The 24,927-nt window shown below is 67.4% G+C and carries 26 protein-coding genes; 13 read left to right on the top strand and 13 right to left on the bottom strand.

Translation table 11 applies throughout. The features are described from left to right. Positions 1-7: 7 nt before the first annotated feature. On the bottom strand, positions 8-346 hold the full coding sequence (locus ACEWX3_RS14015; RefSeq protein WP_374159728.1) for a DUF3253 domain-containing protein: 339 nt from the start codon (positions 344-346) through the stop codon (positions 8-10). Between the two features lie 141 nt (positions 347-487). On the opposite strand from ACEWX3_RS14015, the gene ACEWX3_RS14010 reads away from it, so the two are divergent. Then, positions 488-775: a hypothetical protein gene (locus tag ACEWX3_RS14010; RefSeq protein ID WP_152517439.1), complete on the top strand. Its 288-nt coding sequence runs from the start codon at positions 488-490 to the stop codon at positions 773-775. A 60-nt stretch (positions 776-835) separates the two neighbouring features. Here ACEWX3_RS14010 and ACEWX3_RS14005 read toward each other — a convergent pair whose 3' ends face one another. After that, entirely contained in the window at positions 836-1,795 is a 960-nt protein-coding gene (locus ACEWX3_RS14005; protein ID WP_221357408.1) for an alpha/beta hydrolase family protein, read from the bottom strand. Positions 1,796-1,977: 182 nt separating this feature from the next. Here ACEWX3_RS14005 and ACEWX3_RS14000 point away from each other — a divergent pair, with 182 nt between their 5' ends. The 4 genes from ACEWX3_RS14000 to ACEWX3_RS13985 all read left to right on the top strand — a co-directional run bounded on the left by ACEWX3_RS14000 (position 1,978) and on the right by ACEWX3_RS13985 (position 5,953). Beyond that, positions 1,978-3,306: an NAD(P)/FAD-dependent oxidoreductase gene (locus tag ACEWX3_RS14000; RefSeq protein ID WP_374159727.1), complete on the top strand. Its 1,329-nt coding sequence runs from the start codon at positions 1,978-1,980 to the stop codon at positions 3,304-3,306. Positions 3,307-3,387: 81 nt separating this feature from the next. Continuing rightward, positions 3,388-3,675, top strand: a complete 288-nt coding sequence (locus tag ACEWX3_RS13995; protein WP_207067347.1) for a putative quinol monooxygenase — start codon at positions 3,388-3,390, stop codon at positions 3,673-3,675. Between the two features lie 103 nt (positions 3,676-3,778). Further along, complete coding sequence (locus ACEWX3_RS13990; RefSeq protein WP_374159726.1) at positions 3,779-4,600, top strand: nitroreductase; 822 nt, start codon at positions 3,779-3,781, stop codon at positions 4,598-4,600. Between the two features lie 117 nt (positions 4,601-4,717). Beyond that, on the top strand, positions 4,718-5,953 hold the full coding sequence (locus ACEWX3_RS13985) for an osmoprotectant NAGGN system M42 family peptidase (protein ID WP_374159725.1): 1,236 nt from the start codon (positions 4,718-4,720) through the stop codon (positions 5,951-5,953). Positions 5,954-6,024: 71 nt separating this feature from the next. On the opposite strand, the gene ACEWX3_RS13980 is transcribed toward ACEWX3_RS13985, so the two are convergent. After that, positions 6,025-6,729: a FadR/GntR family transcriptional regulator gene (locus tag ACEWX3_RS13980; protein ID WP_374159724.1), complete on the bottom strand. Its 705-nt coding sequence runs from the start codon at positions 6,727-6,729 to the stop codon at positions 6,025-6,027. A gap of 126 nt (positions 6,730-6,855) precedes the next feature. Between ACEWX3_RS13980 and ACEWX3_RS13975 the strand changes: the two genes are divergently transcribed. Both ACEWX3_RS13975 and ACEWX3_RS13970 read left to right on the top strand, forming a co-directional pair. Continuing rightward, on the top strand, positions 6,856-7,356 hold the full coding sequence (locus ACEWX3_RS13975) for a gluconokinase (protein ID WP_207067343.1): 501 nt from the start codon (positions 6,856-6,858) through the stop codon (positions 7,354-7,356). 83 nt (positions 7,357-7,439) lie between these two features. Further along, positions 7,440-8,927 carry a GntP family permease gene (locus tag ACEWX3_RS13970; RefSeq protein WP_207067342.1) on the top strand — a complete coding sequence of 496 codons (1,488 nt, stop codon included), beginning with the start codon at positions 7,440-7,442 and terminating at the stop codon, positions 8,925-8,927. A gap of 18 nt (positions 8,928-8,945) precedes the next feature. Here the strand turns inward: ACEWX3_RS13970 and ACEWX3_RS13965 are convergent, their stop codons facing one another. The 4 genes from ACEWX3_RS13965 to ACEWX3_RS13950 form a co-directional block, all read right to left on the bottom strand. Further along, entirely contained in the window at positions 8,946-9,308 is a 363-nt protein-coding gene (locus ACEWX3_RS13965; protein ID WP_163675919.1) for an RNA-binding S4 domain-containing protein, read from the bottom strand. 93 nt (positions 9,309-9,401) lie between these two features. Then, on the bottom strand, positions 9,402-11,270 hold the full coding sequence (locus tag ACEWX3_RS13960; protein WP_374159723.1) for a serine/threonine-protein kinase: 1,869 nt from the start codon (positions 11,268-11,270) through the stop codon (positions 9,402-9,404). A 45-nt stretch (positions 11,271-11,315) separates the two neighbouring features. After that, positions 11,316-12,299 carry an alpha/beta hydrolase fold domain-containing protein gene (locus tag ACEWX3_RS13955; protein ID WP_374159722.1) on the bottom strand — a complete coding sequence of 328 codons (984 nt, stop codon included), beginning with the start codon at positions 12,297-12,299 and terminating at the stop codon, positions 11,316-11,318. A 3-nt stretch (positions 12,300-12,302) separates the two neighbouring features. Further along, on the bottom strand, positions 12,303-12,920 hold the full coding sequence (locus ACEWX3_RS13950) for an FKBP-type peptidyl-prolyl cis-trans isomerase (RefSeq protein ID WP_374159721.1): 618 nt from the start codon (positions 12,918-12,920) through the stop codon (positions 12,303-12,305). A gap of 306 nt (positions 12,921-13,226) precedes the next feature. On the opposite strand from ACEWX3_RS13950, the gene arr reads away from it, so the two are divergent. Next, positions 13,227-13,652, top strand: a complete 426-nt coding sequence (arr, locus tag ACEWX3_RS13945; protein WP_374159720.1) for an NAD(+)--rifampin ADP-ribosyltransferase — start codon at positions 13,227-13,229, stop codon at positions 13,650-13,652. A 9-nt stretch (positions 13,653-13,661) separates the two neighbouring features. Here the strand turns inward: arr and ACEWX3_RS13940 are convergent, their stop codons facing one another. After that, positions 13,662-15,653, bottom strand: a complete 1,992-nt coding sequence (locus tag ACEWX3_RS13940; protein ID WP_374159719.1) for an aconitate hydratase — start codon at positions 15,651-15,653, stop codon at positions 13,662-13,664. 221 nt (positions 15,654-15,874) lie between these two features. Between ACEWX3_RS13940 and ACEWX3_RS13935 the strand changes: the two genes are divergently transcribed. After that, a complete protein-coding gene (locus tag ACEWX3_RS13935; protein ID WP_207067336.1) occupies positions 15,875-16,339 on the top strand; it encodes an SRPBCC family protein in 465 nt (154 codons plus the stop codon). 19 nt (positions 16,340-16,358) lie between these two features. On the opposite strand, the gene ACEWX3_RS13930 is transcribed toward ACEWX3_RS13935, so the two are convergent. After that, positions 16,359-16,508 (bottom strand): hypothetical protein, encoded by a 150-nt coding sequence (locus ACEWX3_RS13930; protein WP_207067335.1) that lies wholly within the window; start codon positions 16,506-16,508, stop codon positions 16,359-16,361. A 111-nt stretch (positions 16,509-16,619) separates the two neighbouring features. Then, positions 16,620-17,567: a helix-turn-helix transcriptional regulator gene (locus ACEWX3_RS13925; RefSeq protein ID WP_374159718.1), complete on the bottom strand. Its 948-nt coding sequence runs from the start codon at positions 17,565-17,567 to the stop codon at positions 16,620-16,622. Positions 17,568-17,629: 62 nt separating this feature from the next. Between ACEWX3_RS13925 and ACEWX3_RS13920 the strand changes: the two genes are divergently transcribed. Together ACEWX3_RS13920 and ACEWX3_RS13915 are read left to right on the top strand one after the other, a co-directional pair. Further along, positions 17,630-18,298 carry a TIGR03086 family metal-binding protein gene (locus tag ACEWX3_RS13920; RefSeq protein ID WP_374159717.1) on the top strand — a complete coding sequence of 223 codons (669 nt, stop codon included), beginning with the start codon at positions 17,630-17,632 and terminating at the stop codon, positions 18,296-18,298. A 243-nt stretch (positions 18,299-18,541) separates the two neighbouring features. Next, positions 18,542-19,045, top strand: coding sequence for an LGFP repeat-containing protein (locus ACEWX3_RS13915; RefSeq protein ID WP_374159856.1), 504 nt, complete (start codon positions 18,542-18,544; stop codon positions 19,043-19,045). Between the two features lie 127 nt (positions 19,046-19,172). On the opposite strand, the gene ACEWX3_RS13910 is transcribed toward ACEWX3_RS13915, so the two are convergent. Then, the gene (locus tag ACEWX3_RS13910) at positions 19,173-20,168 is read right to left on the bottom strand and encodes an alpha/beta fold hydrolase (RefSeq protein ID WP_207067331.1); all 996 of its coding nucleotides are present in this window, start codon (positions 20,166-20,168) and stop codon (positions 19,173-19,175) included. Position 20,169: 1 nt separating this feature from the next. Further along, positions 20,170-21,531, bottom strand: a complete 1,362-nt coding sequence (gene glnT / locus ACEWX3_RS13905) for a type III glutamate--ammonia ligase (protein ID WP_207067330.1) — start codon at positions 21,529-21,531, stop codon at positions 20,170-20,172. A 115-nt stretch (positions 21,532-21,646) separates the two neighbouring features. Here glnT and ACEWX3_RS13900 point away from each other — a divergent pair, with 115 nt between their 5' ends. Then, entirely contained in the window at positions 21,647-22,345 is a 699-nt protein-coding gene (locus ACEWX3_RS13900; protein WP_374159716.1) for a TetR/AcrR family transcriptional regulator, read from the top strand. A 328-nt stretch (positions 22,346-22,673) separates the two neighbouring features. After that, complete coding sequence (locus tag ACEWX3_RS13895; protein WP_374159715.1) at positions 22,674-23,117, top strand: hypothetical protein; 444 nt, start codon at positions 22,674-22,676, stop codon at positions 23,115-23,117. Between the two features lie 89 nt (positions 23,118-23,206). Here the strand turns inward: ACEWX3_RS13895 and ACEWX3_RS13890 are convergent, their stop codons facing one another. After that, entirely contained in the window at positions 23,207-24,901 is a 1,695-nt protein-coding gene (locus ACEWX3_RS13890; protein ID WP_374159714.1) for a GMC family oxidoreductase, read from the bottom strand. Positions 24,902-24,927: the final 26 nt, after the last annotated feature.

The following is a 24,927-nucleotide window of genomic DNA, read 5'->3' as shown; positions in this document are numbered from 1 at the left end:
TGCGCGGTCAGCCGGTGATCCGGATCCGGATCGGCCCGCGCCAGTCGTCGTTCGGATCGACCACGCTGCCGCGCTGGGTGATCTCGACGACGCCGGCGGCCGCGAGCCGCCGGGCGGTCGCACGGGTGTCGTCCATCAGTTCGCGCCACCGGTCCCCGCCGACACTGCGGGCCACGTCCGACGGACAGGTGCTGCTCGTCGGACCGCGATGGGCTGCCAGCGCCCTCATGGCCGCCTCGAGCCGCTGACACATCGGGCCGTCGGACAGGGCGACCAGCGCATCCTCGGACACGGTCCCGCGGGAGTCGGCGGCCCGCCGCAGCTCGGCGCGCGATGTCTGGCTCACCGTTTCAGTAGACGCCATCAGATTGTTACGCGCATCACCGTTGGCCGGGGACGGGTTTACCCGATCGTGATTTGGGCTAGAACTCCGCACGTACGCACCCGACAGCGGGTCAGACCGAACCCAGGAATGGAGTTCACGACGATGAAGTTCACCAAGGTTCTCGCAAGCGCAGCTGTTCTGGGCGGCCTCACCGCAGGCGCGGTCGGCGGCATCGCCACCGCGACCGCCGAGCCCGCCCCGTGGCCCAACATGCCTGCCCAGCCTGCTCCTCCCATGCCGCCGCCGGGCCCCAACACCGGTGAGCCGCCCGCGTGGGCGCCGCCGATGCCGGTGCCGCCGGCCTGGGCCGCCGGTAATCCGCAGGTCTGGGATGAGGGGTGGCAGCACTGGGGCGTGTGGATGAACGGCGTGTTCATCCCGACCTACTGATTCTGCCGTTGACACGAGACCGGGGCGCGATCACCGATCGCGCCCCGGTTTTCGTTTGGGTCAGACGCCCAGCGTGCGCTGGATGTCCGGCTTCATCGCGACCAGCTGCGATCCCCAGTACCCCCAGCCGTGGGTGCCGTTGGCCGGGAAGTTGAACACCGCGTTGCTACCACCGGCGGCCTGGTATTGCGCCTGGAAGTTCTTGTTGCTGTCCAGGGTGATGGCCTCCAGCAGCTGTCCGGGCACGTCGCCGCCGCCGCCCAGCTCTCCGGGCCGGCCGGTTCCGCAGTACACCCAGACCCGGGTGCCGTTGGCCACCAGGCGACCGACGTTGACCGTCGGATCGTTGCGAACCCACGCCGGGCCTCCGCCGGGCCCCCACATCGCGGTCGAACTGAAACCGCCCGCGTCCCGCATGGCGATGCTCACCAGCAGCGGCCACACGCCGTCGGACAGGTTGAGGTAACCCGACAGCGACGCGGCGAAACGGAACTGGCCGGGGTGATAGGCGGCCAGGATCAGCGCCGCGCTCCCTGACATCGACAAGCCGACGACCGCGTTGCCGGTCGGGGACACCCCTTTGTTCGCCGCGAGATAGGCCGGCAGCTCCGAGGTCAGGAACGTCTCCCACTGATAGGAGTAGGTCTGCCCGTTGCCGACCGCGGGGCTCTGCCAGTTGGTGTAGAAGCTCGACATGCCACCGACGGGCATCACCACCGACAGACCGGACTCGAAGTAGTTCTCGAAGGCGGCGGTCTCGATGTCCCAGCCGCTGTTGTCGTCACGGGCGCGCAGCCCGTCGAGCAGGTAGACCGCGTGCGGGCCACCGCCCTGGAATTTGACCGGGATGTCTCGGCCCATCGCCGCCGACGGCACCATCAGTGTCTCGACCGGCAGCCCCGCGCGGGAGTACGCCCCCGCGGTGGCCGAGCCGCCCACGACGGTGATCAGACCGGGCAGCAGAAGCGCTGCCAGGGCGCCGGCGAGCAGCCGGCGCCACGAGTTGTACCAGAACGTCATTCGCAATTGTCATCCTCGTCAGGCGCGCCGTGCGCGCCGCATGGGAAAGGGAGCAGGTCCGGCCGCCTCAAGACCGCCGGGCGGGATGCCGGCTGCTTCGCATCCATCGCATCGGTTACTTCGTCATGTGACGATTCGCCGTTACCGGTGCGCCGGATCTGCGGCCCGATAGCCTCCTGATCGTGAGCGACGAGCGCACCAAGGTTCTGATCATCGGCGGCGGATTCGGCGGATTGTTCTGCGCGCGACGGCTCGGCCGCGCCGAGGTCGACGTGACACTGCTCGACAAGTCCGCAGGCCACCTGTTCCAGCCGCTGCTCTACCAGTGCGCCACCGGCATGCTCAGCATCGGCCACATCAGCCGTCCGCTGCGGGAGGAGATGGCCCGCCACCGCAATGTCACGGTTCTTCTCGGCGAGGCCGTCGACCTGGATCCCGATGCCCGCCGGGTGACCGCTCGCCGACCCGACGATTCGACGTTCCTGATCGACTACGACGTGGTGGTCGTCGCGGCAGGCATGCAACAGTCCTACTTCGGCAACGAACACTTCGCGCAGTGGGCGCCCGGCATGAAGACCCTCGACGACGCGCTGTGCATCCGCCAGCGGCTCTTCGCCGCCTTCGAGATCGCCGAGACGCTACCGCCGGGGCCGGACCGGGACGCCTGGCTGACCTTCGCCGTGTCGGGCGGCGGCCCGACGGGTGTCGAGCTCGCCGGACAGATCCGCGAGGTCGCGACCCGCACGTTGGCACACGAGTTCCACAGCATCGACCCCGAAGATGCCCGGGTGCTGCTGTTCGACGGTGGGGACCGGGTGCTCAAGAGCTTCGCTCCGTCATTGTCGGCCAAGGCCACAGAAACGCTGACCTCGCTGGGCGTCCAACTCCATCTCGGGGTGCATGTCACCGACGTCGACGGCGACGGGGTGACCGTCACCCCGAAGAGCGGCGCAGCGGTGCAGCGGTACCGGGCTCGCACCGTGCTGTGGACCGCCGGGGTCGAGGCGGTGCCGTTCGCGCACCGGGTCGCCGCCGCCCTCGGGGCGGGCGCCGACCGCTGTGGACGGATCGCGGTCGGACCCGACCTGTCGGTGCCCGGACACCCGGAGGTGTTCGTGATCGGCGATCTCGTCGGACGCGACAGCCTTCCCGGCGTGGCCGAGAACGCCATGCAGGGTGGTCTGCACGCCGCCGCCTGCATCCGCGATGACCTGATCGGTCGTCCCCGACGGCCTTACCGGTACCGCGACCTGGGGTCGGCGGCATACATCAGCCGGGGCAACGCTCTGCTTCAGGTGGGGCCGATCAGGTTGGCGGGCCTCTCCGGTTGGCTGGCGTGGGGACTCATCCACATCGCGGTGCTGACGGGAGTGAGCAACCGCGTCAGTACCGTCGCCACCTGGCTGGCCACGATCGCGCGCGCCAGCCGCTACCACCGGGCGTTCATGCTCGAAGGCGACAGAGGCCAAGGCGGCCGGTTCACGTGGTCGCGACCGGACGAGACCTCCTGAGCGCGGCACGCCCCCCGCGATGAACGACGACCGCACCGCGGGTCTACAGGGCGACAGATCGCCCACCGAAAGGAGCCTTCGATGCTCATCGTCGCAGGACACCTCACCGTCGCAGCGACCCAGCGGGAGGCCTACCTGGCCGGGTGCGAGGGTGTCGTCGAACAGGCGCGCCGGACGCCCGGCTGCCTGGATTTCGCGATCAGCGCCGACCGGGTCGACCCGCAGCGGATCAACGTCTTCGAACGGTGGTCGAGCCGGGCAGACCTCGATGCCTTTCGCGGCGACGGACCCGACGACGCTATGAGCGCGGCACTGGTGGCCGCCGAGATGGCCGAATACCACGGCGCAACGGAGCGGTCGCTGACCTGAGCTGATCTTGAGTGACGGTAGTACCGATTAATGTGGATGTCCGCACGGAAGTTCAGTCGTCGACGAGGGGACACATTTGGCGGGCGCTCATCCTGATCGCGCGGTGCTCGAAGCCGTCCTGGATCTGGCGGCCCGCGCCCCCTCCCCACGGAACAGTCAGCCGTGGCGGTGGCAGGTCGACGGTGCAGGTCTGCATCTGCACGCGGACTGGAGTCGCGCAGTCGCTGATTCCGGTGCCGGCCGGCGCGACGTCCTGATCAGCTGCGGCGCGGTACTGGACCACTGCGCCGTCGCGCTGGCCGCGGAAGGTTGGCGCCCTCACGTGCGCCGCTTTCCGGTGCCGGACGACCGGGGACACATCGCCCTGTTCGAGGTGATCGAACACCCGGCGCAGCCCGGTCATCACGAGTTGGCCGCCGCAATCGGCAGCCGGCGTTCCGATCGCCGCGAGTTTCCCGAAGCCCGGCTGCCCGCGGGCACGCTGGAGTTGCTGAGTGTGCACGCGGCGCGTCGTGGCGTCGACTTCGCCGTCGTTCCGCGCACCCGATGGGTGCGGGATGAGCACGGGGAGGTGGCGCTTCGGTTCACCGGTGGAGCCGTCGGCGGCCGGGGCACACCCGGTCGCGACGGTGCGGTGCTGCTCGCGTTGGGCACCGCGGGTGACGACGAGATCGACCGGGTGCGTGCGGGTGAGACCCTGAGCCACCTGCTGCTGGCCGCCACCGCGCTGGGGTTGGCGAGCTGCGCCCTGACCGACCCGCTGCACGACGGACGGAATCGACTGGCTCTCGGCTGTGAAGTGTTCGACGGCGAGTCCTACCCGCAGGTCCTGATCCGGGTCGGCACGGCCCCCGAGACCCCCCAGGCCCCGGGCGCGTCTGATCGTCGTTCGCTGCAGCAAACCACCACGTGGACCTTCAACTGAGCGCTAAGGTGCCCGTGCGGGGGTGGTATCGGACCCCGCACGAGTGACGCATCGGCTTCCGAGTCCGAACCACGCCCGCGTCGCTCCGCCCGGACGCCCACAATCGAAGGGGACGCCGTGAGCCAGCCGCCCGACATGCCTGACGCCGAACGCACCTGGATGATCGACACCTTGCTGGCGCTGCTCCAGACGCCGAGCCCCACAGGACGCACCGACGCGGTGATGCAGCTCATCGGCGAGATGTTCGACGACATAGGCATTCCGTTTTCGCTGACGAGGCGGGGTGCCCTGATTGCGGAGCTGCCAGGGGAGTCGCCCGAGGTCGACCGCGCGATCGTGGTTCATGCCGACACGGTCGGCGCCATGGTCAGTCGACTCAAGGACAACGGGCGGCTGGGTCTGATCTCGGTGGGTACGTTCTCCGCGCGGTTCGCTGCGGGCGCGCGGGTGCGAATCCTGTGCGACGAGTCGAGCGAGTTCATCACCGGAACGATCCTGCCGCTGAAGGCCAGCGGGCATGCTTTCGGCGACGCGGTCGACACCCAGCCGACCGATTGGGACCACATCGAGGTGCGCGTCGATCGCCGGGTGTCTTCACCCGACGATCTGCGTCAGCTGGGAATCCAGGTCGGCGACTTCGTGGCTCTGATGGCCGGCCCCGAGCTCACCCACGACGGTTTCGTCGTCTCCCGCCATCTCGACGACCAGGCCGGCGTCGCGGTGGCCCTCACCCTGGCCAAGCACGTCGCCGACCACGGTCTGAGTTTGCCGCACCGCACTGCACTGATGATCACCATCGCCGAAGAAGTCGGATCCGGAGCCAGCTCCGGCCTGCCCTCCGGCATCGCGGAAATGATCACCGTGGACAACGCCGTCTGTGCCCCCGGGCTGCAGTCACGTGAGGACGCCGTCACCGTCTTGATGGCCGACCTACACGGCCCCTACGACTACCACCTGTCCCGGCAGCTGTGCCGACTGGCCGATGAGCACGGTATCCGTAGTGTCCGAGACGTCTTCCGGTTCTACCGATCTGACGCCGCAGCGGCTATCGAGGCGGGAGCCAGCACCCGCGCCGCACTAGTCGGTCCCGGCGTCGACGGCAGCCACGGCTGGGAGCGCACCCACCTGGATTCGCTGGCGGCGACCTATGCGTTGTTGCGGGCGTGGTTGCTCACCCCGCTCACGTTCGGCGACTGGGACGCGCACCCGTCCGGCCAACTGCGCGACTTCCCCTCGTCCCGCCAGCCCGCACCGAGCGAGCGGTGGGTGCCGCTGTCACGAGGCGATGACACCGGACCCGGCCCGGTGTCGGCCGGCAGGTCCTGGCCGCAGGAGCCGGACGGTGCGCGCTGAGCGCTGGCCGTTACCGATCAGGAGAACCCATCGGCCACCGCCAATCAGCAGATGTCGTCGGCCACCGCCGGTCAGGAGAATTCGTCGGCCACCGCCGACGCCGCTTCATCGATGATCGCGCGCATCGCGAGTTCGGCTGCCGCCTCGTCGCCGGTCCTGATCGCGCGGGCGACCTCGTCGTGCAACGCGATCGCCGCAGGATTCGGTGACGAGGGCATCATCCCGTGATGGGTACGACCGCTGAGCACCTCGTCCACGACACCGGTCAGCGCCCGGAACATCTCGTTTCCGCTCGCCGCCAGAAGCGTCCGGTGGAACAGCCGGTCGGCGAGCAGGTACGCCTCGAGGTCGCCGGAGCGTCCGTGCATGACCATGTCGGACGCCGCGGCCGCCATCGTGCGGCACTGGTTCGGGGTGGCCCGGCGCGCAGCCAGCGCCGCCGCGGCGGGCTCGAAACCGCGCCGTAGCTCCGATAGGGACACCAGCTGGGCCGCCCGGTCTCCAGAGTCGACACGCCATCGAATGAGCCTGGGGTCGAACACATTCCAGTTCTCAACCGGCAGGATGGTGATTCCTACGCGGCGGCGCGATTCCACCATGCGCATCGACTCAAGCACCCGCACCGCCTCGCGCGCGACGCTTCGGGAGACCCGGTACCGCGCGCTCACAGCTTCGAGGGTGAAGACCTGACCGGGTGGGTACTCACCCGACACGATTGCCGATCCCAACGCAGCCAGCAAACTGCCATGGAGGGCACCGGCGGGCTGGTCGGCCATACACAGATCCTGTCATACGTTGCCCTCCGACAGTAAAAACCCGCTTAATTTGGCCAAGGGGGTTGCTTTGATATGACTATTGAGGCAAGCTGCGTGATGCTGGCCACAATCGGGTAGGTGGAGGACATGTCATCACCAATCGTCGTCATGGGCGTGTCGGGTTCGGGGAAGTCGACAGTCGGCGCCGCGCTGGCGCAACGGCTGCGCGTCCCCTTCGCCGACGCCGACGACTTCCACCCGCCGGCCAATGTCGCGAAGATGAGCTCCGGCGAACCGCTCGACGACGACGACCGCTTCCCTTGGCTGGAGGCGATCGGGGAGTGGTTGGCCGCGCATCCCGGCGGCGGCGTGATGAGCTGTTCGGCGCTCAAGCGCAAGTACCGCGACCAACTTCGCGAGCACTGCGGTGACATCGAATTCGTCCACCTGTACGGCTCCACCGAGGTGATCGGCAAGCGTCAGGCCAGCCGGCCCGGCCATTTCATGCCGCCGTCATTGTTGGCCTCGCAGTTCAAGACCCTCGAGCCGCTGGAACCCGACGAGCGCGGCGTGACGATCGACGTCGACCAGAACATCGACGGAATCGTCGACAGCTACGTCGACGGCACCGATCAGGCCGCGCCATGATCTCGCGGGGCCCGGGCGAGGGCGTGATCGCCGGAACACAGCAAGGTCCGGGACCCACCCGGCACTGACAGTACGGAGGAATTGTGGAAGCAATCGAGCCGGCCTACGGAGCAACCACCCTGCTCCTGATTGCCGCTGGGGCAGTGGCGCTTCTGCTGTTCCTCATCATCAGGGTGAAGCTGCACGCGTTCGTCGCACTCGTTCTGGTCAGCCTCCTCACGGCGCTGGCGGCCGGAATCCCCGTCGCCGACGTGCCCGAGGCACTGTCCTACGGGTTCTCCAACACCCTGGGGTCGGTGGCCCTCCTCGTGGGCTTCGGCGTCATGATCGGCCGGCTCCTCGAAATCACCGGCGGGGCACAGGTTCTGGCGGACACGCTGATCGGTCGCTTCGGCGAGAAACGCGCGCCACTGGCCATTGGCGTGGCCGCACTGTTGTTCGGTTTCCCGATCTTCTTCGACGCCGGGCTCGTGGTGTTCCTACCGATCATCATCACCGTCGCCCGCCGATTCGGCGGCTCCCTCATTCTCTATGCGTTCCCCACCGCCGGCGCCTTCGCCGCGATGCACGCGCTGGTGCCGCCACACCCCGGCCCCGTCGCCGCCGCCGAGGTGATGGGCGGCAACATCGGTCTGGCGTTGCTGGTCGGTGTGCCCGTCGCGGTGCTGTCCTGGTTCGTCGGCTCCTTCCTGGTCTCCCAGTTCATCGGCCGGCGAGTGTGGGTCGACGTTCCGACCGCGCTGTTCGGCGAGATGAACGGCGGCCGCGACGACGACAACGGCAAAGGCCGGGACGCGGACAACGGCGGCCGGGGCCGGGACGCGGACAACGGCGGCGCCGCCGGCGCCGCAGGCTCCGGCGGAGGCACGGCCACCGCCACCCGGACCGCCCCGGCGTTCGGCACCGTTCTCGGGATCCTGCTCCTGCCGTTCGTGCTGATCTCGTTCAACACCGTTCTCGACACCCTCATGGCGGCCGGCGTCCTCGAGGAGGACGCCACCTGGGCGCGGTACCTGATGCTGCTGGGCAACACCAGCGTTGCGTTGTTGATCACCGTCATCGTGGCGACTCTGGTGCTCGGGCTGCGTAACCATTCGATGGCCGACGTCAGCGGCATCTTCGACAAGGCGCTGGCACCCATCTGTGTGATCATCCTGATCACGGGAGCCGGCGGCATGTTCGGTGGCGTGCTGCGGTTGAGCGGGATCGGTGACGCGCTCAGCGATTCGCTGTCCGACCTCGGCATGTCACTGATCCTGCAGGCGTTCCTGATCTCCACGATCCTGCGCGTGGCGCAGGGCTCGGCGACAGTCGCGTTGACCACGACGTCGGGTCTGATCGCGGCGTCGGTGGCCGACGCCGGGTTGAGCGACTTCCAGATCTCGCTGCTGGTGATTGCCATCGCTGCGGGCGCCACCGTGCTCTCGCACGTCAACGACTCGGGGTTCTGGTTGGTGAGCCGGTTCTTCGAGATGGATGTCAAGACCACCCTGAAGACGTGGACGGTCATGGAGACGACCTTGGGCCTGTCGGCGTTCGTCCTTGCGCTGGCCATGTGGATGGTGGCTTGACCGGACGGCGGTCACCACTCAGCGGCGGCCGCGCCACTTGTCCAGTGCGCGGCGGTCGCGTTTGGTCGGGCGGCCCGCCCCACGCTCACGCACCCCGATCGGCGGCGCGCTGACGGGAGGCGGCGGGGGAGTCCGGTCGAGGTAGCACGTCACGGCGTCGGCGGCGCCCACCCGCTTCTGGATCACCCGCACCACTTCGACGATGCGGGTGCGCTCGCCGACCAGCGCACGCACCGTATCGCCGGGTGAGACGGCCGTCGAGGGCTTGGCCGGCTTGTCGTTGATGCGCACATGGCCGCCCCGGCACGCGGCCGCGGCGTCGGGGCGGGTCTTGGTCAGCCGGACCGCCCACAGCCAACGGTCCACCCGGGTCGACTCCATGGCCACCATTGTCCCCACCGACGAGCAGAATCCCGCCCGGAGGCGGACACCCCAATCCCACCTGGCGGCTACACGCCTGAGCGCGGGCCTCGGTCAGCCGGCCGCCTGCACCGTGATGTCGGAGATCTCGGTGCGGCTCTGTCCGTCGATCGTGCCCAGTTTCGAGATCCACACCAGAAGGTGTTCGGTGCGGGTGTCGCTGTCGACGGGGATGCGGTTCTCACCCGGCTGCAGCGGCACGTCGGAGGTCAACTCGGCGGTATCGGAGAGGCTGGCCGGATCGGTGCTGTCGGCGGCACGGATCTGCACCTCGGTACCGGTGCTGGCGACGTCGAGGGTCACCGCGCCGATTGCGGTGGGTTCAGGGAGCTGCAGCATCAATCCGATGCCCTGCTTGAACACGGGGAACGGTTCGGGGTCGACGTAGGTGTCGCTGTGCCACGCGGTGTCGGGATTGCCGTCGATCACCAGATCGGCCTCGTCGGGATGGTCCGGCGCGCCGCCGGGCGAGAAGACGGTGGCCTGGGTGGGCTGGATGACCGGTCCCGGGCCGCGCTGCGGCGACCACAGCCCGAACCCGTGGGTCAGCACAGCGGTCAGCACCAGTGCGGCCACGGCGACCACCGCGACCGCGGCGGCGACGGCGCGTCCGCGCCGCCGTGTCGGGGACGGCGTCGGTTCGGGTTTGTTCGATCGCACCGCGAAGGGCCCCGGGGCGCGTCGCCGGCCGGACGGCGCGGAGTGGTTGAGCACCGATTCCCCGAGCAGCGTGTTGCCGTCCCACATGCCCTGCACCTCGACCACGTCGCCGTCGGCGAGTCGCCCGACGATCGACGTGCCCCGCAGTTCCACCGGGACGCGGGCGCCGAGCTGGTTGGTCTGCCCGTGCTGGTGCACCGTGAAGGTCCAGACCTCCTCGTCGTGCGGGGGCCGGGCGGGCTGTTTGCGGACGTCGGCGACGGTTCCCTGCTCGGTCGTCGCGGTCAGCCGCATGGTGTGATTCGCCGGGTTGCGCTCCAGGTCGGCGGCGACGTCGAATGCCGAGGTGCTCATCAACGGGTCCTGAGGGCCTGGCGCGGGCCTGCTGGGAGACGCCGACGGAGCGGGAGCCGGCGAGTCGCTGGTTGCGTGACCGGCCAGCGCCTGGGCGAATGCTTCGCAGGTGGGGAAGCGGTTGCGGGGATCCTTGTCCAGCGCTTTCGCCATGACCGCGTCGAGGTGCGCGAGGTCGGGCCGGCGAGCCGACAGCGGCGGCGGGGGAGTCTTGAGGTGATTGCCCACCACGACCACCCGGTTGGAATGGTCGAACAGCGGCACGCCGGTGAGCAGATGATAGGCGGTCGCGGCGAGCGCATATTGGTCGGCGCGGCCGTCGATGACGTTGCTGACCAGCTGTTCGGGCGCGGCATAGGACACAGTGCCCAACGCGATGTCGACGTCGGTGAGGCCGTCGACGTCGTCGGCTTCGCGCCCGATGCCGAAATCGGTGAGCAGGATCCGGCGACGCGCGCCCTCCGAGGGGTCGGTCACCAGGATGTTGGCGGGTTTGACGTCGCGGTGCAGCAATCGACGTTCGTGCGCGAAGTCGAGGGCTTCAGCGACGGCCCCGACGATCTCGATGACGTCGTCGTAGGGCATGCCCGCCGGGTAATGGCCGGTGAGCAGCTCGCGGGCGTCAGTGCCGTCCACGTAGTCCATCGAGATCCACAACCGGCCGTCGTACTCACCGCGGTCGTGCACGCCGACGATGTGCGGATGCCACAGGGTCGCGGCCAGGTCGGCCTCACGCACGAAGCGGGCGCGGAAGCTCTCGTCGTCCGTGGCGTCCAGCGACAAGATCTTCAACGCATCGAGTCGCGGGAGCCGCGGATGCCGGGCCAGGTAGACCTCGCCCATGCCACCGGCCCCGAGCAGCCGCTGAATGGTGTAACCAGCGAAAACATCGCCGTCCTCATACGGCATGCCCACGAGCCTACAAAAGGGCACGTAGGCCGAGCCGTTGCAGCGTCACTCGGCGGTGGCGTCGTCGCGCAGCGCCTGCAGTCGCCGCACCCGGTTGTCGACCGCGTGCCGAGACACCGCTGCGGCGGGGGCCAGCATTTCGAATCCATGCGGGCACCCGGGATAGACGTGGAGTTCGGTGGCCACGCCGGCCGCCGCCAGCCGCGCGGCGTGTCCGACGATCTCGGCCCGGAAGATGTCCAGATCGCCGGTGTCGAGGTAGGTGGGCGGGAGTCCGCTCAGATCCGTCTCCCGCGCCGGCGCCGCGTAGGACGGCACGTCGGGGCCACCCGCACGATCACCGAGAAGGGCGCCCCACCCGGTGCGGTTGTCGTCGTAGGTCCACACCATGCCCTCGACGGGGATCTGCGGGTCGGGAACCGTGGTGCGGTCGTCGAGCATCGGATAGACCAACAGCTGCAGCGCCAGCGACGGGCCTCGGCGGTCACGGGCCATCAGGGCGACCGCGGCCGCCAGCGCCCCGCCGGCGCTGTCACCGACCACCGCCAGCCGAGCGGGGTCCACGCCGAGTTGCCCAGCCCGCTCGGCCAGCCACCCGAGCGCCGCGTAGCAGTCCTCGGCCGGCGTGGGGTGGGGGTGCTCGGGGGCGGCCCGGTAGTCCACCATCAGCATCGGCACCTTGCTGTGCGCCACGTAGGACCGCACGACCGCGTCGTATCCGCGGCCGGTGTGCTCGAGGTCGAGGATCATGCCGCCGCCGTGCAGATACAGCGCCGCGCCGCCGGCTGACTCCGTCACGTCGGGCTGATACCACAGCAGCGCGAGCTCGGCGCCGTCGGCGGTGACGAGGACATCGCGCTCGACGGTGACACCCGCGACGGCGGGGTAGGCGGCGCCGATCATGTCGAAGTTCGCGGTCGCGTTGCGCCGCCGCGTCGCGATGTCGCCGACCGGTGGCGGCGTCGGATCCGGCGGCGGCGGTGCGGCCAGCATCGCGGCCAGGACCTCGGGATCGTGGACGAGCGTCATCGGCTAAGCCGTGGCGTCGAGGATCTTGATCGCGAAGACGAGCGAGTCACCCGGGGCGATACCCGCCGCGGGCTGGCCCTGTGGGTAGCCGTCGGCGGAGGTCATGGCGACCGCGACGGTCGAGCCGACGGTCTGCCCGGCGATCGCCTTCTGGAATCCGGGCACGACACCGTCGAGCGGGAAGTCGACGGGGGCACCACGCTGATAGCTGCTGTCGAACACAGAACCGTCGCGGCCGTTGACCCCCATGTAGCAGACCAACACCGTCGCGGTGTCGGAGACGACGGGCCCGTCGCCGGCCTGCAGCGTGTGCACCTGGGTTTCGGACACGCTGAACGGAGGTTCGACGGTGACCTGCGGCGCGGCCTCATCGGTGGATCCGGTGACCGACACGCTGCCGGTCGCACCGGGCAGAGTCCATTCCGGGGCGACGTCCGTCGCCGGCGCGGCGGTCGGGCAGCCGGCCGCAGGAGCTGTCACCGACGAGGTCGCCACGTCGGTCACCGACGGCGCACCGGCCGACGTGGTCTCAGCGTCGGAGCCACAGGCCGCCAGGAGAGTCACCAGCGAGGTGGCACAGGCGGCGAAGGCGACAGATGACGGCACACGAGAGAGTTTCACGCCGGCCACGTTACCTGCGGGACCGTTCCACACCGGCTCGGCGGTTCGGGTTGCCGAGGCACGCTGCCGAGGGGGCTGCCGAGGCGCGAGCGGCGGTTCGGGTTGCCGGAAAACCGCGAGATTGTGCTGAGGGTGGTGATCGCTCACATCCAGCAGCCCTGACATCGATTTCGGCGCACAGTCCTGGACGACTTCCCACTCTCACTGTAAGCGATACCCCGGGTCTTGCGGCAAGGCCCCGGCCAGGGCGCACAATCATCCGGCTTCTCGGTGCGACAACCGAATTCGCAGAACAGGGGGAGACACGTGAACGCAGCGAAACCGTTCGAGACGCACCCGAGCGGTGCACTTCTACACGGGACGAAAGCCGATCTCACCGTGGGCGACCTGCTGGTGCCGGGGCGGCCGATGAACCACGACAACAGCCGCATCGCCAACCACGTGTACGTCACCTACACCGTCGACGCCGCGGTATGGGGGGCCGAGTTGGCGCTCGGAGAGGGGCCTGGCCGCATCTACCTCGTCAAGGCGCGGGGTGACCTCGAGGACGACCCGAACGTCACCGACAAGCGATTCCCCGGAAACCCGACCCGCTCGTACCGCACCCGCGAACCGGTGGAGGTCGTCGGTGAACTGACCGACTGGGTCGGCCATACCCCCGAGCAACTGCGGGCCATGCGCAAGTCGTTGGCCGAGCTGACGCGTCAGGGCCTCGACGTCGTCTACGACTGAGCGGGGCGCTCACTGCCGTGGTTCGGTCGCCGCCTGCGCGGCGCCCTCGGTGTTCTCCTGCGCGACTTGGGGAATGAGCCCGCCGGCAAGGACGTACTCGGCCTGCCGGGGGGAGAGCCTATGCCGCACTTCGAAGGTGGTCTTCTGGCTGACGTTCTCGACGGTGAGCGGGTCCGAGCCGTCCAACGCCTGGTGCAGATCGACCAGTTTGAGGGTGTCGCCCTGCTCCACACGGTCATAGTCGCCGGCGTCGACGAACTCCAGCGCCAGCACCCCGAAGTTGGCCAGATTCTGCCAGTGGATGCGGGCGAAGGACTTGGCGATCACGACGCGTAGTCCCAGGTAGCGCAGCGCGATCGCGGCGTGTTCACGGGAGGAGCCCTGCCCGTAGTTCCGTCCGCCGACGATGATGTGGCCGGTCGACCGCGCCTCGTCGGCCCGGCGCGGATAGGACTCGTCGACCTGGGTGAAGCTGAACTCGGCGAGTTTCGGGATGTTCGAGCGGTACGGCAGGGCCCGCGCGCCCGCGGGGGAGATCTCGTCGGTGGAGATGTTGTCCTCGACCTTGAGCAGCACCGGCGCCTCCAGTTGGTCGAGCAGCGGCTCGGAATCAGGCAGACGGGAGATGTTGGGGCCCTTGACGGGTTGTATCTGCTTAGCCTGTTCCGCCGGTAGCGGCGGTACCAGCATCGCGGTGTTGACGCTGCTGCGCTCGGGCAGTTGCAGGTTCGGATAACTCATGCCGGCGTCCTCTGCCCATTGACGGGGGTCGGTGATCGAGCCGGTCAGCGCCGATGCGGCCGCCGTCTCGGGGGAGCACAACCAGACGCGGTCCTCCTTGGTCCCGGAGCGGCCGGGAAAGTTGCGCGGCATGGTCCGCAGCGAATTGTGTCCAGTGGCCGGCGCCTGCCCCATCCCGATGCATCCCATGCAGCCGGCTTGGTGCAGCCGCGCACCGCTGCTGATCAACGACGTGGTGGCGCCCATCGAGGTCAGGTCCTCGAGGATTTCCCGCGAGGTGGGATTCACGTCGAAGCTGACCTCGGGGGAGGTTTGTCGTCCGTCGACCATCGCTGCGGCGATGGCGAAGTCGCGCAGCCCTGGGTTGGCGCTCGATCCGATGACCACTTGGGCGATCGGCTCACCGGCGACCTCCCGCACCGGTACGACGTTGCCGGGCGATGACGGTCGAGCGATCAGCGGCTCGATCTCGGCCAGGTCGATCGTCTCGTCGATGTCGTAGTCGGCGCCGTCGTCGGCCAGCAGTTCCACCCAGTCGTCTTCGCGGCCTTCGGCGCGCAGGAAGGTCCGTACCGCATCGTCGGCGGGAAACACGGTGGTGGTCGCACCGAGCTCGGCACCCATGTTGGCGATGACGTGCCGGTCCATGGCGGTGAGGCTCGACAGTCCGGGACCGTGGTATTCGATGATGCGGTTCACGCCGCCGTCGACGTCATGGCGGCGCAGCATCTCCAAGATGATGTCTTTGGCCGAACACCATTCCGGCAGTTCGCCTTCCAGCCGAACGCCCCACACTTCGGGCATCCGCAGGTGTAAGGGACGGCCTGCCATCGCCATGGCGACCTCGAGCCCTCCGACGCCGATCGCCAGCATGCCCAACGACCCGGCGGCGGGGGTGTGCGAGTCGGATCCGACCATGGTCTTGCCCGGAACACCGAAGCGCTGCATGTGAGTCGGGTGCGACACCCCGTTGCCCGGCTTGGAGAACCACACACCGAATCGCTGCGCGGCGGTTCGCAGGAACTCGTGGTCTTCGGCGTTCTTCTCATCGGTCTGCAACAGGTTGTGGTCGACGTACTGCACGCTGACTTCGGTCTGCACCTGATCGAGTTCCAGCGCCTCCAGCTCCTGCATCACCAACGTTCCGGTGGCGTCCTGAGTCAGGGTCTGGTCGATGCGCAGGGCAATCTCCTCACCGGGCGTCGGCTCACCCGATTCGAGATGGGACTCGATGAGCTTTCTCGTGACGCTGGCCGCCATACGTCCTGGCTTCCCTGATCGGCAGTCTTCAAACGGCCTGCGCGGAATGCACGACCGCGATTGCCGGGGAACCGACGAGGCCTTCTTGCTCCAGCGGACTCGTAGCCGACGTTCACACGAGCCAACAGGTGCCATGCTTTGCGGTTGCGGACTCGGGGACTCGGCCGCGGTTCTGTTGGAGCGCACGTTTCCGCGGCGACGAGTTCGGGCACGGTGATGACATGAGCGACAACACGAAGGTCACCGTGGAACGAACCATCTCCGCACCCGTCGACGCGATCTTTGAGATCCTGTCCAACCCCGAGCACCACCACAAACTCGATGGATCGGGTTTCGTCCGCTCCGTTGACCATGCTGATCGGATTCAGCATGTCGGCGAGGTGTTCACGATGAACATGCAGGGCGACCACATGGGCGGGGAGTACAAAACCGACAACCACGTCACGGGGTGCGTCAAGGACAAGTTGCTGGCGTGGAAGACCGCACCCGCGGGGACCGAACCGCCCGGGTGGGAGTGGCTGTGGGAGCTGGAATCCCAGGGCCCCGGCGAGACGCTGGTCCGCCACACCTACGACTGGTCGCAGGTCACTGACAAGAAGCTGCTGGAAAAGGTGCGATTTCCGCTGGTGACCGAGGAGCAACTCAACGACACGCTTTCACGCTTGGCCGCCGAGGCGTCGTCCTGATCGGAAATCTCCATGCTCGTCAATCAGCCTGCTTGGCGTCGCCGGGGTGGGGAACATTGTTCTCGTCGACGTAGGCAGCATGATCGGTGTCGACGCCGTCGTGATCGCGAGGACCTTCGTTGGAGCCCTGGGTTTCGATCGACTCCGCAGCGTCACTCGGCATCGTCATGTGGCGGTCCTTTCGTTCGCGAGCCAAACCATGCAACCGCGGTGTGCCCCGTCTCAACGATGATCAACCGTCAGGTGCTGCGTGCGCGGGGCGCCGAGCAGAAAGTCCCGCTCAGCTGTACCGCGCGACCAGCGCGACCCCGATGGCGGCGAGATGGTCGCGGACGCCCTGCGGGCCGGTGACTTCGAGCCAGTCGGTGAGCCAGGCGAGCTCCCCAGCGAGGGTGTGCTCGTCGCGGCCGCGGATCACGATCTCGATCCGGCCGTCCGGTGTTGAACCGCCCACGTCGAGTCGTCGTCCGAACACCCTCCGGAGCAGGACGAGTCCACCGGCGGCACTCAGGGCCTGAACCTCGAGGGGAGTGCGCCGGCGATCGACTTCATCGGCGATCTCGCGCCAGCTTTCGGCGAGGTCGAATCCCTCCGGTCGGTGAACGGCAGCGTCGGTCAACTCGACCGAGGAGACACGGTCGATGCGGAAAGTTCGTCGACCGGCCTCGGTATTGGCGATGAGGTACCACGCCGGCCTCTTGGCGACGATGCCCAGCGGGTGCACGGTCCGCTCCGTTCCCGAACCCTTGAGGTCGACGTAAGCGAGCCGCACTTGGACTCCGCGAATCACCGCCTCTTGAAGTTCATCGAGAAACCGGGGTGGCGGAGGCTCGGGCTGGCCGGATCCCCACTGTCGTGGGTCCACCACGAGCGCTGTCGCAGCCGCCTCCGCCTGTTCCCGGAACGGCTCGGGCAGCGCGCGTAGAAGCTTGCGCAGAGCGGCCTTCACGGTCGGGGTGGCCGTCGAGGCGGGCCCGGCCACCAGAAACAGCGCGCGGGCCTCGCCGGCCGTCAGTCCGGACAGGTCGGTGCGAGCGCCGCCCAGCAGACGCCATCCGCCACCGCGGCCCGGCATGGCGTACACCGGCACTCCGGCGCTGCTCAGCGCCTCGAGATCACGACGGGCGGTGCGCTCGGACACTTCCAACTCCCGGGCGACCTCTGACGCTGTGATCCGCTCGCGTTGCTGCAGAAGAAGGAGGATGGAGATCAGCCGGTCGGCCCGCATGATTCACACTTTCACATCAAACCGGACATGAGGTGACCACTTTTGGTCGGCACCATACCGACATGAGCACAGCCACTGATTCCGCCACGCATGACGTCGATGACCCCCGGCCCCTCCTCGACCGCGTCCTGGCCGTCGGCGGGGTCGTCGTTGCCGGCGTACGGCCGGAGCAACTCACCGATCCCACGCCGTGCACGGGCATGGACGTGCGAGCTCTGCTGGCTCACCTCATCGGCGCGCTCGACCGCATTGCCGCGCTCGGCAGCGGCAGAGATCCCTTTTCAGTCACCGAAGCGCCGGTCGAGGATGATCGCTGGTCGCATGCCTGGCGTCAGTCTGCGAGACGAGCCGCCGCGGTGTGGAGCCACGACGCAGTCCTCGAACAACCCATGGCGCTGCCGTGGATCGAAGGCAGCGGCGCCGAGGTGCTCGCGTCCTACTTCTCGGAGGTGACCGTCCACACCTGGGACCTTGCGACCGCGACCGGTCAGCAGCCCGAGTGGGATGACACGGTCGTCGCGGCGGCGCTGCAAGGGGCACGCCGAATCCTTCCGGCAGAGAATCGCCGAGCTCTCTACGAGCAGATCTCGGCGGCACGGGGATTCCACGAGGTCGCTGTCCCGTTCGCTGAAGCTGTCCCGATCGACGGCGACGCTCGTGCGATCGAGCGCCTCGTCGCCTGGTGTGGCAGGGATCCCGGTCGACGATCTGGCGCCGTCATCGATCACTGAGGGCCGTGCCCACACTCGATGAAGCAAGCTTCAGCAGCCGCTCGGCGTCGCCGACGTGCCGTATAGGTTGGTCGTTGAGTTGAGTTGAGTTGAGGTCGGGCCGTAGCCGGATTTGCCGCAGCGGCAGGCGTGAGAGGAATCCCATTGCGTACCAGGAAATGCTTTTCACCGGCGATCGCCGGCCTAGCCACGATCACACTGATAACCGCGGGGTGCGGCAACGACCGGAGCATCGATGCGTCGATGCCGCCGCAGGTCGGTTTGATTGCCACCTCCGAGATGCCGGCGCCACCCGCCGAGGTGAAGCTGATCGGGGAGCGGGACGTCGAGGTGACGCTCACCGGCCCGATCGCTGCGAAGTACTCGACAGCAACCGAAGCTCAGAAGCAGGCGCTCGGCAAGCCGTTGACCGGTAGCCACAACGCAGAAACCCGTGAGAGCGGCGTGGTGTTCCAGCAGTTCCAGGGCGGCGTGATCGTTGCCAAGAATGACCAGCCGGGAACGCCCGCCTACATCACCTGGGGCAAGATCCGGGAGGCCTGGAATGTCGAACGCGATCCAGATGGCGTTCCGGAAGTGATGGGCAAGAACGGCTCGCCAGGTCCGCTGGGCGTTCCGACCAGCGACGAGAACCTCGTCGGCGATCTGCTGGTGACGACGTTCGAACACGGCAAGATCACGTTCGATCCGAAGACTGGCGTGGTCGAGGTCACGGTCAACGGCACCGTCGTGCCATCAGGCCTCTAAGCGGCGGAGTCCCCGAGTCGCCATTGCCGTGACAGTGCGGAGCAAGTCGTCGGTGCGGCGCAGGTACTGCTGGTCCCTCGGTGTTCCCGTCGATCGGCCAGAGCAACCCGGTCAGGCAAACCTCTGCCTACACCCGCACCCGATCGAGAAGCTCACGTGCCGCCCCAGTGACCTGCGCCGTCTCCCGCGCCCGGATGCCCGGCCGTCCGGCGATGTGACCGAGGTCTGAATCGATGGGCCGCATTTCGCCGCCGGCAATGAGTGCGCACTCGGTGACGTTGTCGGCGAGGGTGAAGTAGGCGTCGGTGGTTCCCGGCATCACGATCGTCTCGGCGCGGATCGTGGCCAACGCAGAATTCCACCCACCGGGCACCGAGCGCCCCACGTCGGCCGCACGCCAGGTGGCCAGCATGGCCATGAGGTTCCCGGGGTGCATCGCGGCGTGGTCATCAGCCCAACTGTCCAGGACTGCGTCCACCGATTCATAACCGAGTTCGCGATAGGTGCCGTGGGCGAAGAAATCTCGAGAATACGCCCAACCCGCGTAAACAATCCCGAACGCGCGCAGCCCCGCCGTCGGCGCACAGTCGGACGTCAGGTACCCGGGATCGGCGCGCAGCGTCGCAGAGATTCCGTCGAGAAACACCCGGTTGAACTCCGAACACCGGGCGCTACCGCAGATCGGTAACAGGGACCGGACCATATCGGGGAAGCGGACCGCCCACTCGTAGCACTGCATCGCTCCCATCGACCATCCCGCGGCGATCGCAATGCTGCGCACCCCGAGCGAGTCGAGCAGCAGACGTTGAGCCCGCACGTTGTCGGCCACCGTGACGAGCGGAAAGCATGCGCTGTCAGTGGTGTTCGACGGTGAGCTCGACAGACCGTTGCCGAACATGTCGACGGCGACGACGAACCAATCGGCGGGGTCGAAGGCGACGCCGGAGCCAATCCACGGCTCGTAGCTGCGGTGCGTTCCGGTGTAATAGCTCGGCAGCAGCACACAGTTGGTGCCCGTCGAATTGAGCGCCCCGTAGGTTCGATACGACAACTCCGCGTCGGGGAGCTCCGCGCCGCACTCGGTGACGAAGGCGCCCAGCTCAAAACGAGATGCCGCAGACACCTCAGAAGAATTTCAGGTAGCGGTCGGTTTCCCACGACGACACATGCGCCTGGTAGGACTCCCATTCTTCGGTTTTGTAGTCGATGAAGGCCTGATACAACTCGTCGCCGAAGACCTCGCGCGACAGGCTGTCGGCCCGGAATTCGTCGATGGCCTCGCCGAGGCTGCGGGGCAACTGCGCGATGCCGAGTTCGGCGATCTGGGCGTCGGTGTAGCGGTACATGTTCTCGGTGCGCGGGTCACCGGGGTCGAGCCGCTCACGGATCCCCTCCAGGCCTGCGGCAAGCACGATTGCGGCCCCGAGGTAGGGATTGCAGCTGATGTCGGCCGCACGGCACTCGACCCGGCCGCCGGCCAGCGGGATTCGCAGCGAGTTCGTCCGGTTGTTGTTGCCGTAGCTGACGAAGACCGGAGCCCAGGTCGATCCGGACATGCTGCCCTGACGCACCAGGCGCTTGTAGCTGTTGACCGTGGGCGCGATGACCGCGGTGATGGCGGGCAGGTGCCGAAGCACGCCGGCGATGAAGTGGTATCCGAGCGCTGAGACACCGAGTCCGCGCGGGTCGTCGCCGGTGGCGAAGAGGTTCGCACCGGTGTCGAGGTCGGCCAGTGACATGTTGAAGTGCGCTCCCGAACCAGTTCGATCGGCGAAGGGCTTGGGCATGAACGAGGCGAAATGGCCGTGCTTGCGGGCAATTTCGTTGGCCATCATGCGGAAGAAGACGAAGCGGTCAGCCATCAGGAGCGCATCGGTGTAGGTGAAGTCGATCTCGAACTGGCCGCACGCGTCTTCGTGGTCGAACGAGTAGACATCCCAACCCAATTCATTCATCGCCGAGACGAGCTCGCCGAGCCAGCTCGCGTTGTCAAGAGTGGTCGACACGTTATAGGCCGCCTTGGCGAGGGTATCCCGGTCGCTGACCTCAGTGGGTCCGGCTGCGGAGTCCTGCAGGACGAAGAACTCGGTCTCGACACCCAGATTGAAGCTGTAACCGAGATCCGCGGCGAGCCCAAGCTGTCGCTTCAGGATGTCGCGGGAGGATGCCGTGAACGGCTGCCCGGCCGTATACAGGCTGCTGGGAAAGTACGCGAACTCCTTGTTCCACGGTAGTTGGAACCACCGGGACAGGTCTGGGCGCGCGGAGAGCTCCTCGTCGCTGACGTCCTGGGGCAGGCCGTCGAGTGCGGCGCCGGTGAACAGCTCGGAGCCGTCCAGCATGTTGTCCAGATGGTCGATCGGGACGAACTTGCCCTTCGAGACCCCGTGAATGTCGACGAAGCTCGCGATGGCGTACTTGACACCGGACTGACGCAGTTGCTCCTTGACGACGTCGATGTCGGCGGTCGGGTCGGTGGTCGTCATGAGGACTCCTTCGCACGTCGCACTTCGACTCAGTTTCGATGACCTATCGAAACCCTCGTGGCGGGCGATTTCCTGGCCGTGTCCTGACTGTTTCGGAGTGGTAAAGGGTGCTCCGATGATCCACTATCTCGGTATGGGCAAGGGTGACGCGGCGAGGGTGGGCCGACCGCGCAACAGCAACATGCACGCAGAGTCACCGCGCGAGGACATCGTCGCCGCAGCGGCGAACTTGTTCGCCGCTGACGGTTATGCACAGACCAGCGTGAGTGCCATTGCTCGCGCAGCTGGACTGGGCCAGTCCTCGTTGTACTACTGGTTTCCCAACAAGGAGGCCATCGTGCAGGAACTCATCGACAAGAATCGGGAGTCGCTCGAGATCGCACGTGAGATGGTCAACCGTCCGGAGCCGGCATCAGCGCGGCTCTATCGGATCATCTACGTCGATGTCGTGCAGATGTGCTCGGCGCCGCTGGATTTCTATGATCTCGAGAGCGTCGCACTCGCCCAGCCCGATGAGTTCGGCAAGTACTTCTTCGCCGATTACCGCGAGCTGGGCGAGCTCATGAGCACAGTGATCCGGCAGGGCCAGAAGACTGGTGAATTCCTCGGCGTCGAACCGGATTCGGCCACCTCAGCGGCGCTGGCCATGAATGAGGGACTTCAGTACCGCTACCGTCGCGACGGATCGGCTCCGGACCGGGTGAGCGAGCTGGCGCACCTGTCCGCGGAAACATCACTGGGCGCCCTGCTGCGTGACCGCCGCCGCCTCACCGTGGCGCGCTCCACTGCCGAGACGCTCATTTCGACCGCATAGCGGGGCAGCTGGGGGAGAGCGCCGGCCGGAGCGTCCGTGATCCGGCCGATGAATACGGCGCACTTTGCTGTGACCCGTTAACACCCGGGTACTTGCCGCGCAGGCCACAGCGGTCGATCCACGTTGCTTGGAAAGAGCGTCGGGTTCCTGAGCTTGGACGAGATGCGCCGTGTGGCCGCGGCCCTCCGGGTGGTGCTCGAGCTATGGGCGATGCGCAGTCGCCACCATTGCTGTGCGGTCCAGCCACGGATGAAACAACTAGTGCGCAGTGCACTAGCGTTCTGCAGCAAGTGCTCGCAGATGAGATGCTCCGGTCCGTGGTGCAGACATGACCGCCGCTGACATTGTTCGCGCGGCCATCCGGACCAGCGGCGGTCTGGGTGAGCCGTGGTGCTCCGGACCCGATGTCCGGCAGCCGGACGCGGTTCGTGTTGGTAACCGGATCGTGGTCGTCGAAACTGACGGGGACAATCTCGGCTGGCTGATGACGACCTACGCGGTGCCTGACGACGGCGACGAGGCCACGGCGGTCGCAGCCATCGCCGGGGATAGCGGCGCAGTCCGCACGCTCACGTCGTGGCTGCGCACGACAGCGAGGCCGATGGCGTGGAAGCGGGTACGAACCGGCCTGTACGCGTCCGGTGCGTACGTCGTGGGACACCTCGACACCGGGGAATGGTTCGCAGAGGGGCCGGGCGTTGACCAAGTCTTCGACGACAAAGCACAGGCCCAGCGCGCATGCAATGCCGCTAGGGCCGGAACTCACACTTGAGGCTCGGCACACCCGCCCAAAAGCAAGCCTCACAGAGTCGACGACACCCGTGAACCGTCGACGCCCTACTGATTTGGACAGGTGTCGGACTAGTGCAGGATCGCGCGCGCCGCACGCTCGGCGATCAGCATCACTGGGGCGTTGGTGTTTCCGGACGTGATCGTGGGCATCGCCGAAGCGTCGATGACCCGAAGGCCGGCAATGCGGTAGACGCGACAGTCGGTGTCCAGGACCGTGGCGGCCGACCGCGGCACACCGCGCGCATCGAACGCGCCCATCGCGCAGGTGCCGACCGGGTGAAAGATGGTGGTTCCCAATTCGCGGGCCGCGGCCTGTAGGTCGTCATCGCTGACCAATCGCGGACCGGGAAGTACCTCTTGCGGGCAATAGCGGGCGAGGACGGGCGACGCCATGATCTGCCGTGTCATCCGCAGTCCGCACACGGCGACGTCACGATCGGCGTCGGTGGACAGATAGTTGCAGGAGATCTTCGGGGGGATCAGCGGATCCGCATCGGCCAGCCGTACATGGCCACGGGAGGTGGGCCGCAAGTTGCAGACCGAGGGAGTGATGGCGCCGTACGGGTGCAAGGGTTCGCCGAACTTCGGCAGCGACAGAGGCTGCACGTGCCACTCGAGATCGGGGCTGGCCAGCTCGGGCCTGCTCTTGGCAAACGCGCCCAGCGTGGAGGGCGGCATCGTCAGGGGTCCTGACCGCATGAGTAGGTACTGAATTCCCATGCCCGCCCGGGTAATCCAATTTCGGTACAGCGTGTTGACGGTGCGGGCGTTCTGGACGCGGTAGACGGTGCGAAGTTGAAGATGGTCCTGCAGATTCTCGCCGACCCCCGGCAGGTCGACTACCACCGGCACGTCGTGCCGGGGGAGTAGCTCGGCCGGACCCATACCCGAGACCTGCATCAGATGAGGCGAGCCGATGGCCCCGGCACTGAGGATCACCTCTCGGCGGGCATGCACGTCGACGATCTGGCCGTCTCTGAGCAGCCGCACACCGGTGGCGCGGTGCTGTGCGGTGGTCCATGCACCGTGACGCTGATCGTCACTGACCTGGTCGTTCACCAGCACCCGGAGGGCTTGGGTCTGTGTGTAGACGGTCAGATTGGGTCGGTGGGTGACGGGGTGCAGGAACGCATCCGCCATAGACCATCGGCGACCGCGCCGTTGATTGACGTGGAAATACGCGCTGCCGGAGTTGTCGCCGCGGTTGAACTCCTCGATCGGCGCGATGCCCGATTGGGCCGCGGCGGCCTGCCAGGCGTCCAAGATCTTCCAACGCACACGTGGGCGCTCGACCCGGATCTCACCGGCCACCCCATGCCACTCATCGGCTCCGCCGAAGTAGTTCTCGAGATCCTTGTAGATCTGGAGTGTCTCGCCAGGACCGTCTGGGCCGTCCCACAACCAGCGCTCGTCACCGGTAGCCTGCGCCCACAGTTCGTAATCACTGGCCTGGCCACGCATGTGGATCATCGCGTTGATCGACGAGCAGCCGCCGATGACGCGACCGCGCGCGTAAATGATGCTGCGGCCGGCCAGACCTGGATCGGGCTCAGTGGTGAAGCACCAGTCGGTGCGGGGGTTGGCGATCGTGTACAGATATCCCACTGGAACCTTGATCCAGAACCAGTCGTCCTTGCCCCCGGCCTCGATCAGGAGCACCCGGTGATCGGCATCAGCGCTCAGCCGATTGGCGAGCAGGCAACCCGCGCTGCCTGCTCCCACGATGACATAGTCGAATTCGGCCACAGGTTTGGTTTCCGGCACCGTTTCTCCATTGCGCTCCATTGCAC

It is taken from the genome of Mycobacterium sp. G7A2 (assembly GCF_041902445.1).
Taxonomy (GTDB): Bacteria; Actinomycetota; Actinomycetes; order Mycobacteriales; family Mycobacteriaceae; genus Mycobacterium.
Note: the sequence above shows the minus strand (reverse complement) of the source record. Positions and strands in the feature narration are given on the sequence as shown.

Excerpts from the sequence above, each read along its gene's own strand:
- ACEWX3_RS14010 (WP_152517439.1), top strand. The coding sequence starts at position 488 with ATGAAGTTCACCAAGGTTCTCGCAAGCGCAGCTGTTCTGGGCGGCCTC.
- ACEWX3_RS14005 (WP_221357408.1), bottom strand. The coding sequence starts at position 1,795 with ATGACGTTCTGGTACAACTCGTGGCGCCGGCTGCTCGCCGGCGCCCTG.
- ACEWX3_RS13995 (WP_207067347.1), top strand. The coding sequence starts at position 3,388 with ATGCTCATCGTCGCAGGACACCTCACCGTCGCAGCGACCCAGCGGGAG.
- ACEWX3_RS13980 (WP_374159724.1), bottom strand. The coding sequence starts at position 6,729 with ATGGCCGACCAGCCCGCCGGTGCCCTCCATGGCAGTTTGCTGGCTGCG.
- ACEWX3_RS13975 (WP_207067343.1), top strand. The coding sequence starts at position 6,856 with ATGTCATCACCAATCGTCGTCATGGGCGTGTCGGGTTCGGGGAAGTCG.
- ACEWX3_RS13965 (WP_163675919.1), bottom strand. The coding sequence starts at position 9,308 with ATGGAGTCGACCCGGGTGGACCGTTGGCTGTGGGCGGTCCGGCTGACC.
- ACEWX3_RS13960 (WP_374159723.1), bottom strand. The coding sequence starts at position 11,270 with ATGCCGTATGAGGACGGCGATGTTTTCGCTGGTTACACCATTCAGCGG.
- ACEWX3_RS13955 (WP_374159722.1), bottom strand. The coding sequence starts at position 12,299 with ATGACGCTCGTCCACGATCCCGAGGTCCTGGCCGCGATGCTGGCCGCA.
- ACEWX3_RS13940 (WP_374159719.1), bottom strand. The coding sequence starts at position 15,653 with ATGGCGGCCAGCGTCACGAGAAAGCTCATCGAGTCCCATCTCGAATCG.
- ACEWX3_RS13935 (WP_207067336.1), top strand. The coding sequence starts at position 15,875 with ATGAGCGACAACACGAAGGTCACCGTGGAACGAACCATCTCCGCACCC.
- ACEWX3_RS13930 (WP_207067335.1), bottom strand. The coding sequence starts at position 16,508 with ATGACGATGCCGAGTGACGCTGCGGAGTCGATCGAAACCCAGGGCTCC.
- ACEWX3_RS13925 (WP_374159718.1), bottom strand. The coding sequence starts at position 17,567 with ATGCGGGCCGACCGGCTGATCTCCATCCTCCTTCTTCTGCAGCAACGC.
- ACEWX3_RS13920 (WP_374159717.1), top strand. The coding sequence starts at position 17,630 with ATGAGCACAGCCACTGATTCCGCCACGCATGACGTCGATGACCCCCGG.
- ACEWX3_RS13915 (WP_374159856.1), top strand. The coding sequence starts at position 18,542 with ATGCCGCCGCAGGTCGGTTTGATTGCCACCTCCGAGATGCCGGCGCCA.
- glnT (WP_207067330.1), bottom strand. The coding sequence starts at position 21,531 with ATGACGACCACCGACCCGACCGCCGACATCGACGTCGTCAAGGAGCAA.
- ACEWX3_RS13900 (WP_374159716.1), top strand. The coding sequence starts at position 21,647 with ATGATCCACTATCTCGGTATGGGCAAGGGTGACGCGGCGAGGGTGGGC.
- ACEWX3_RS13895 (WP_374159715.1), top strand. The coding sequence starts at position 22,674 with ATGACCGCCGCTGACATTGTTCGCGCGGCCATCCGGACCAGCGGCGGT.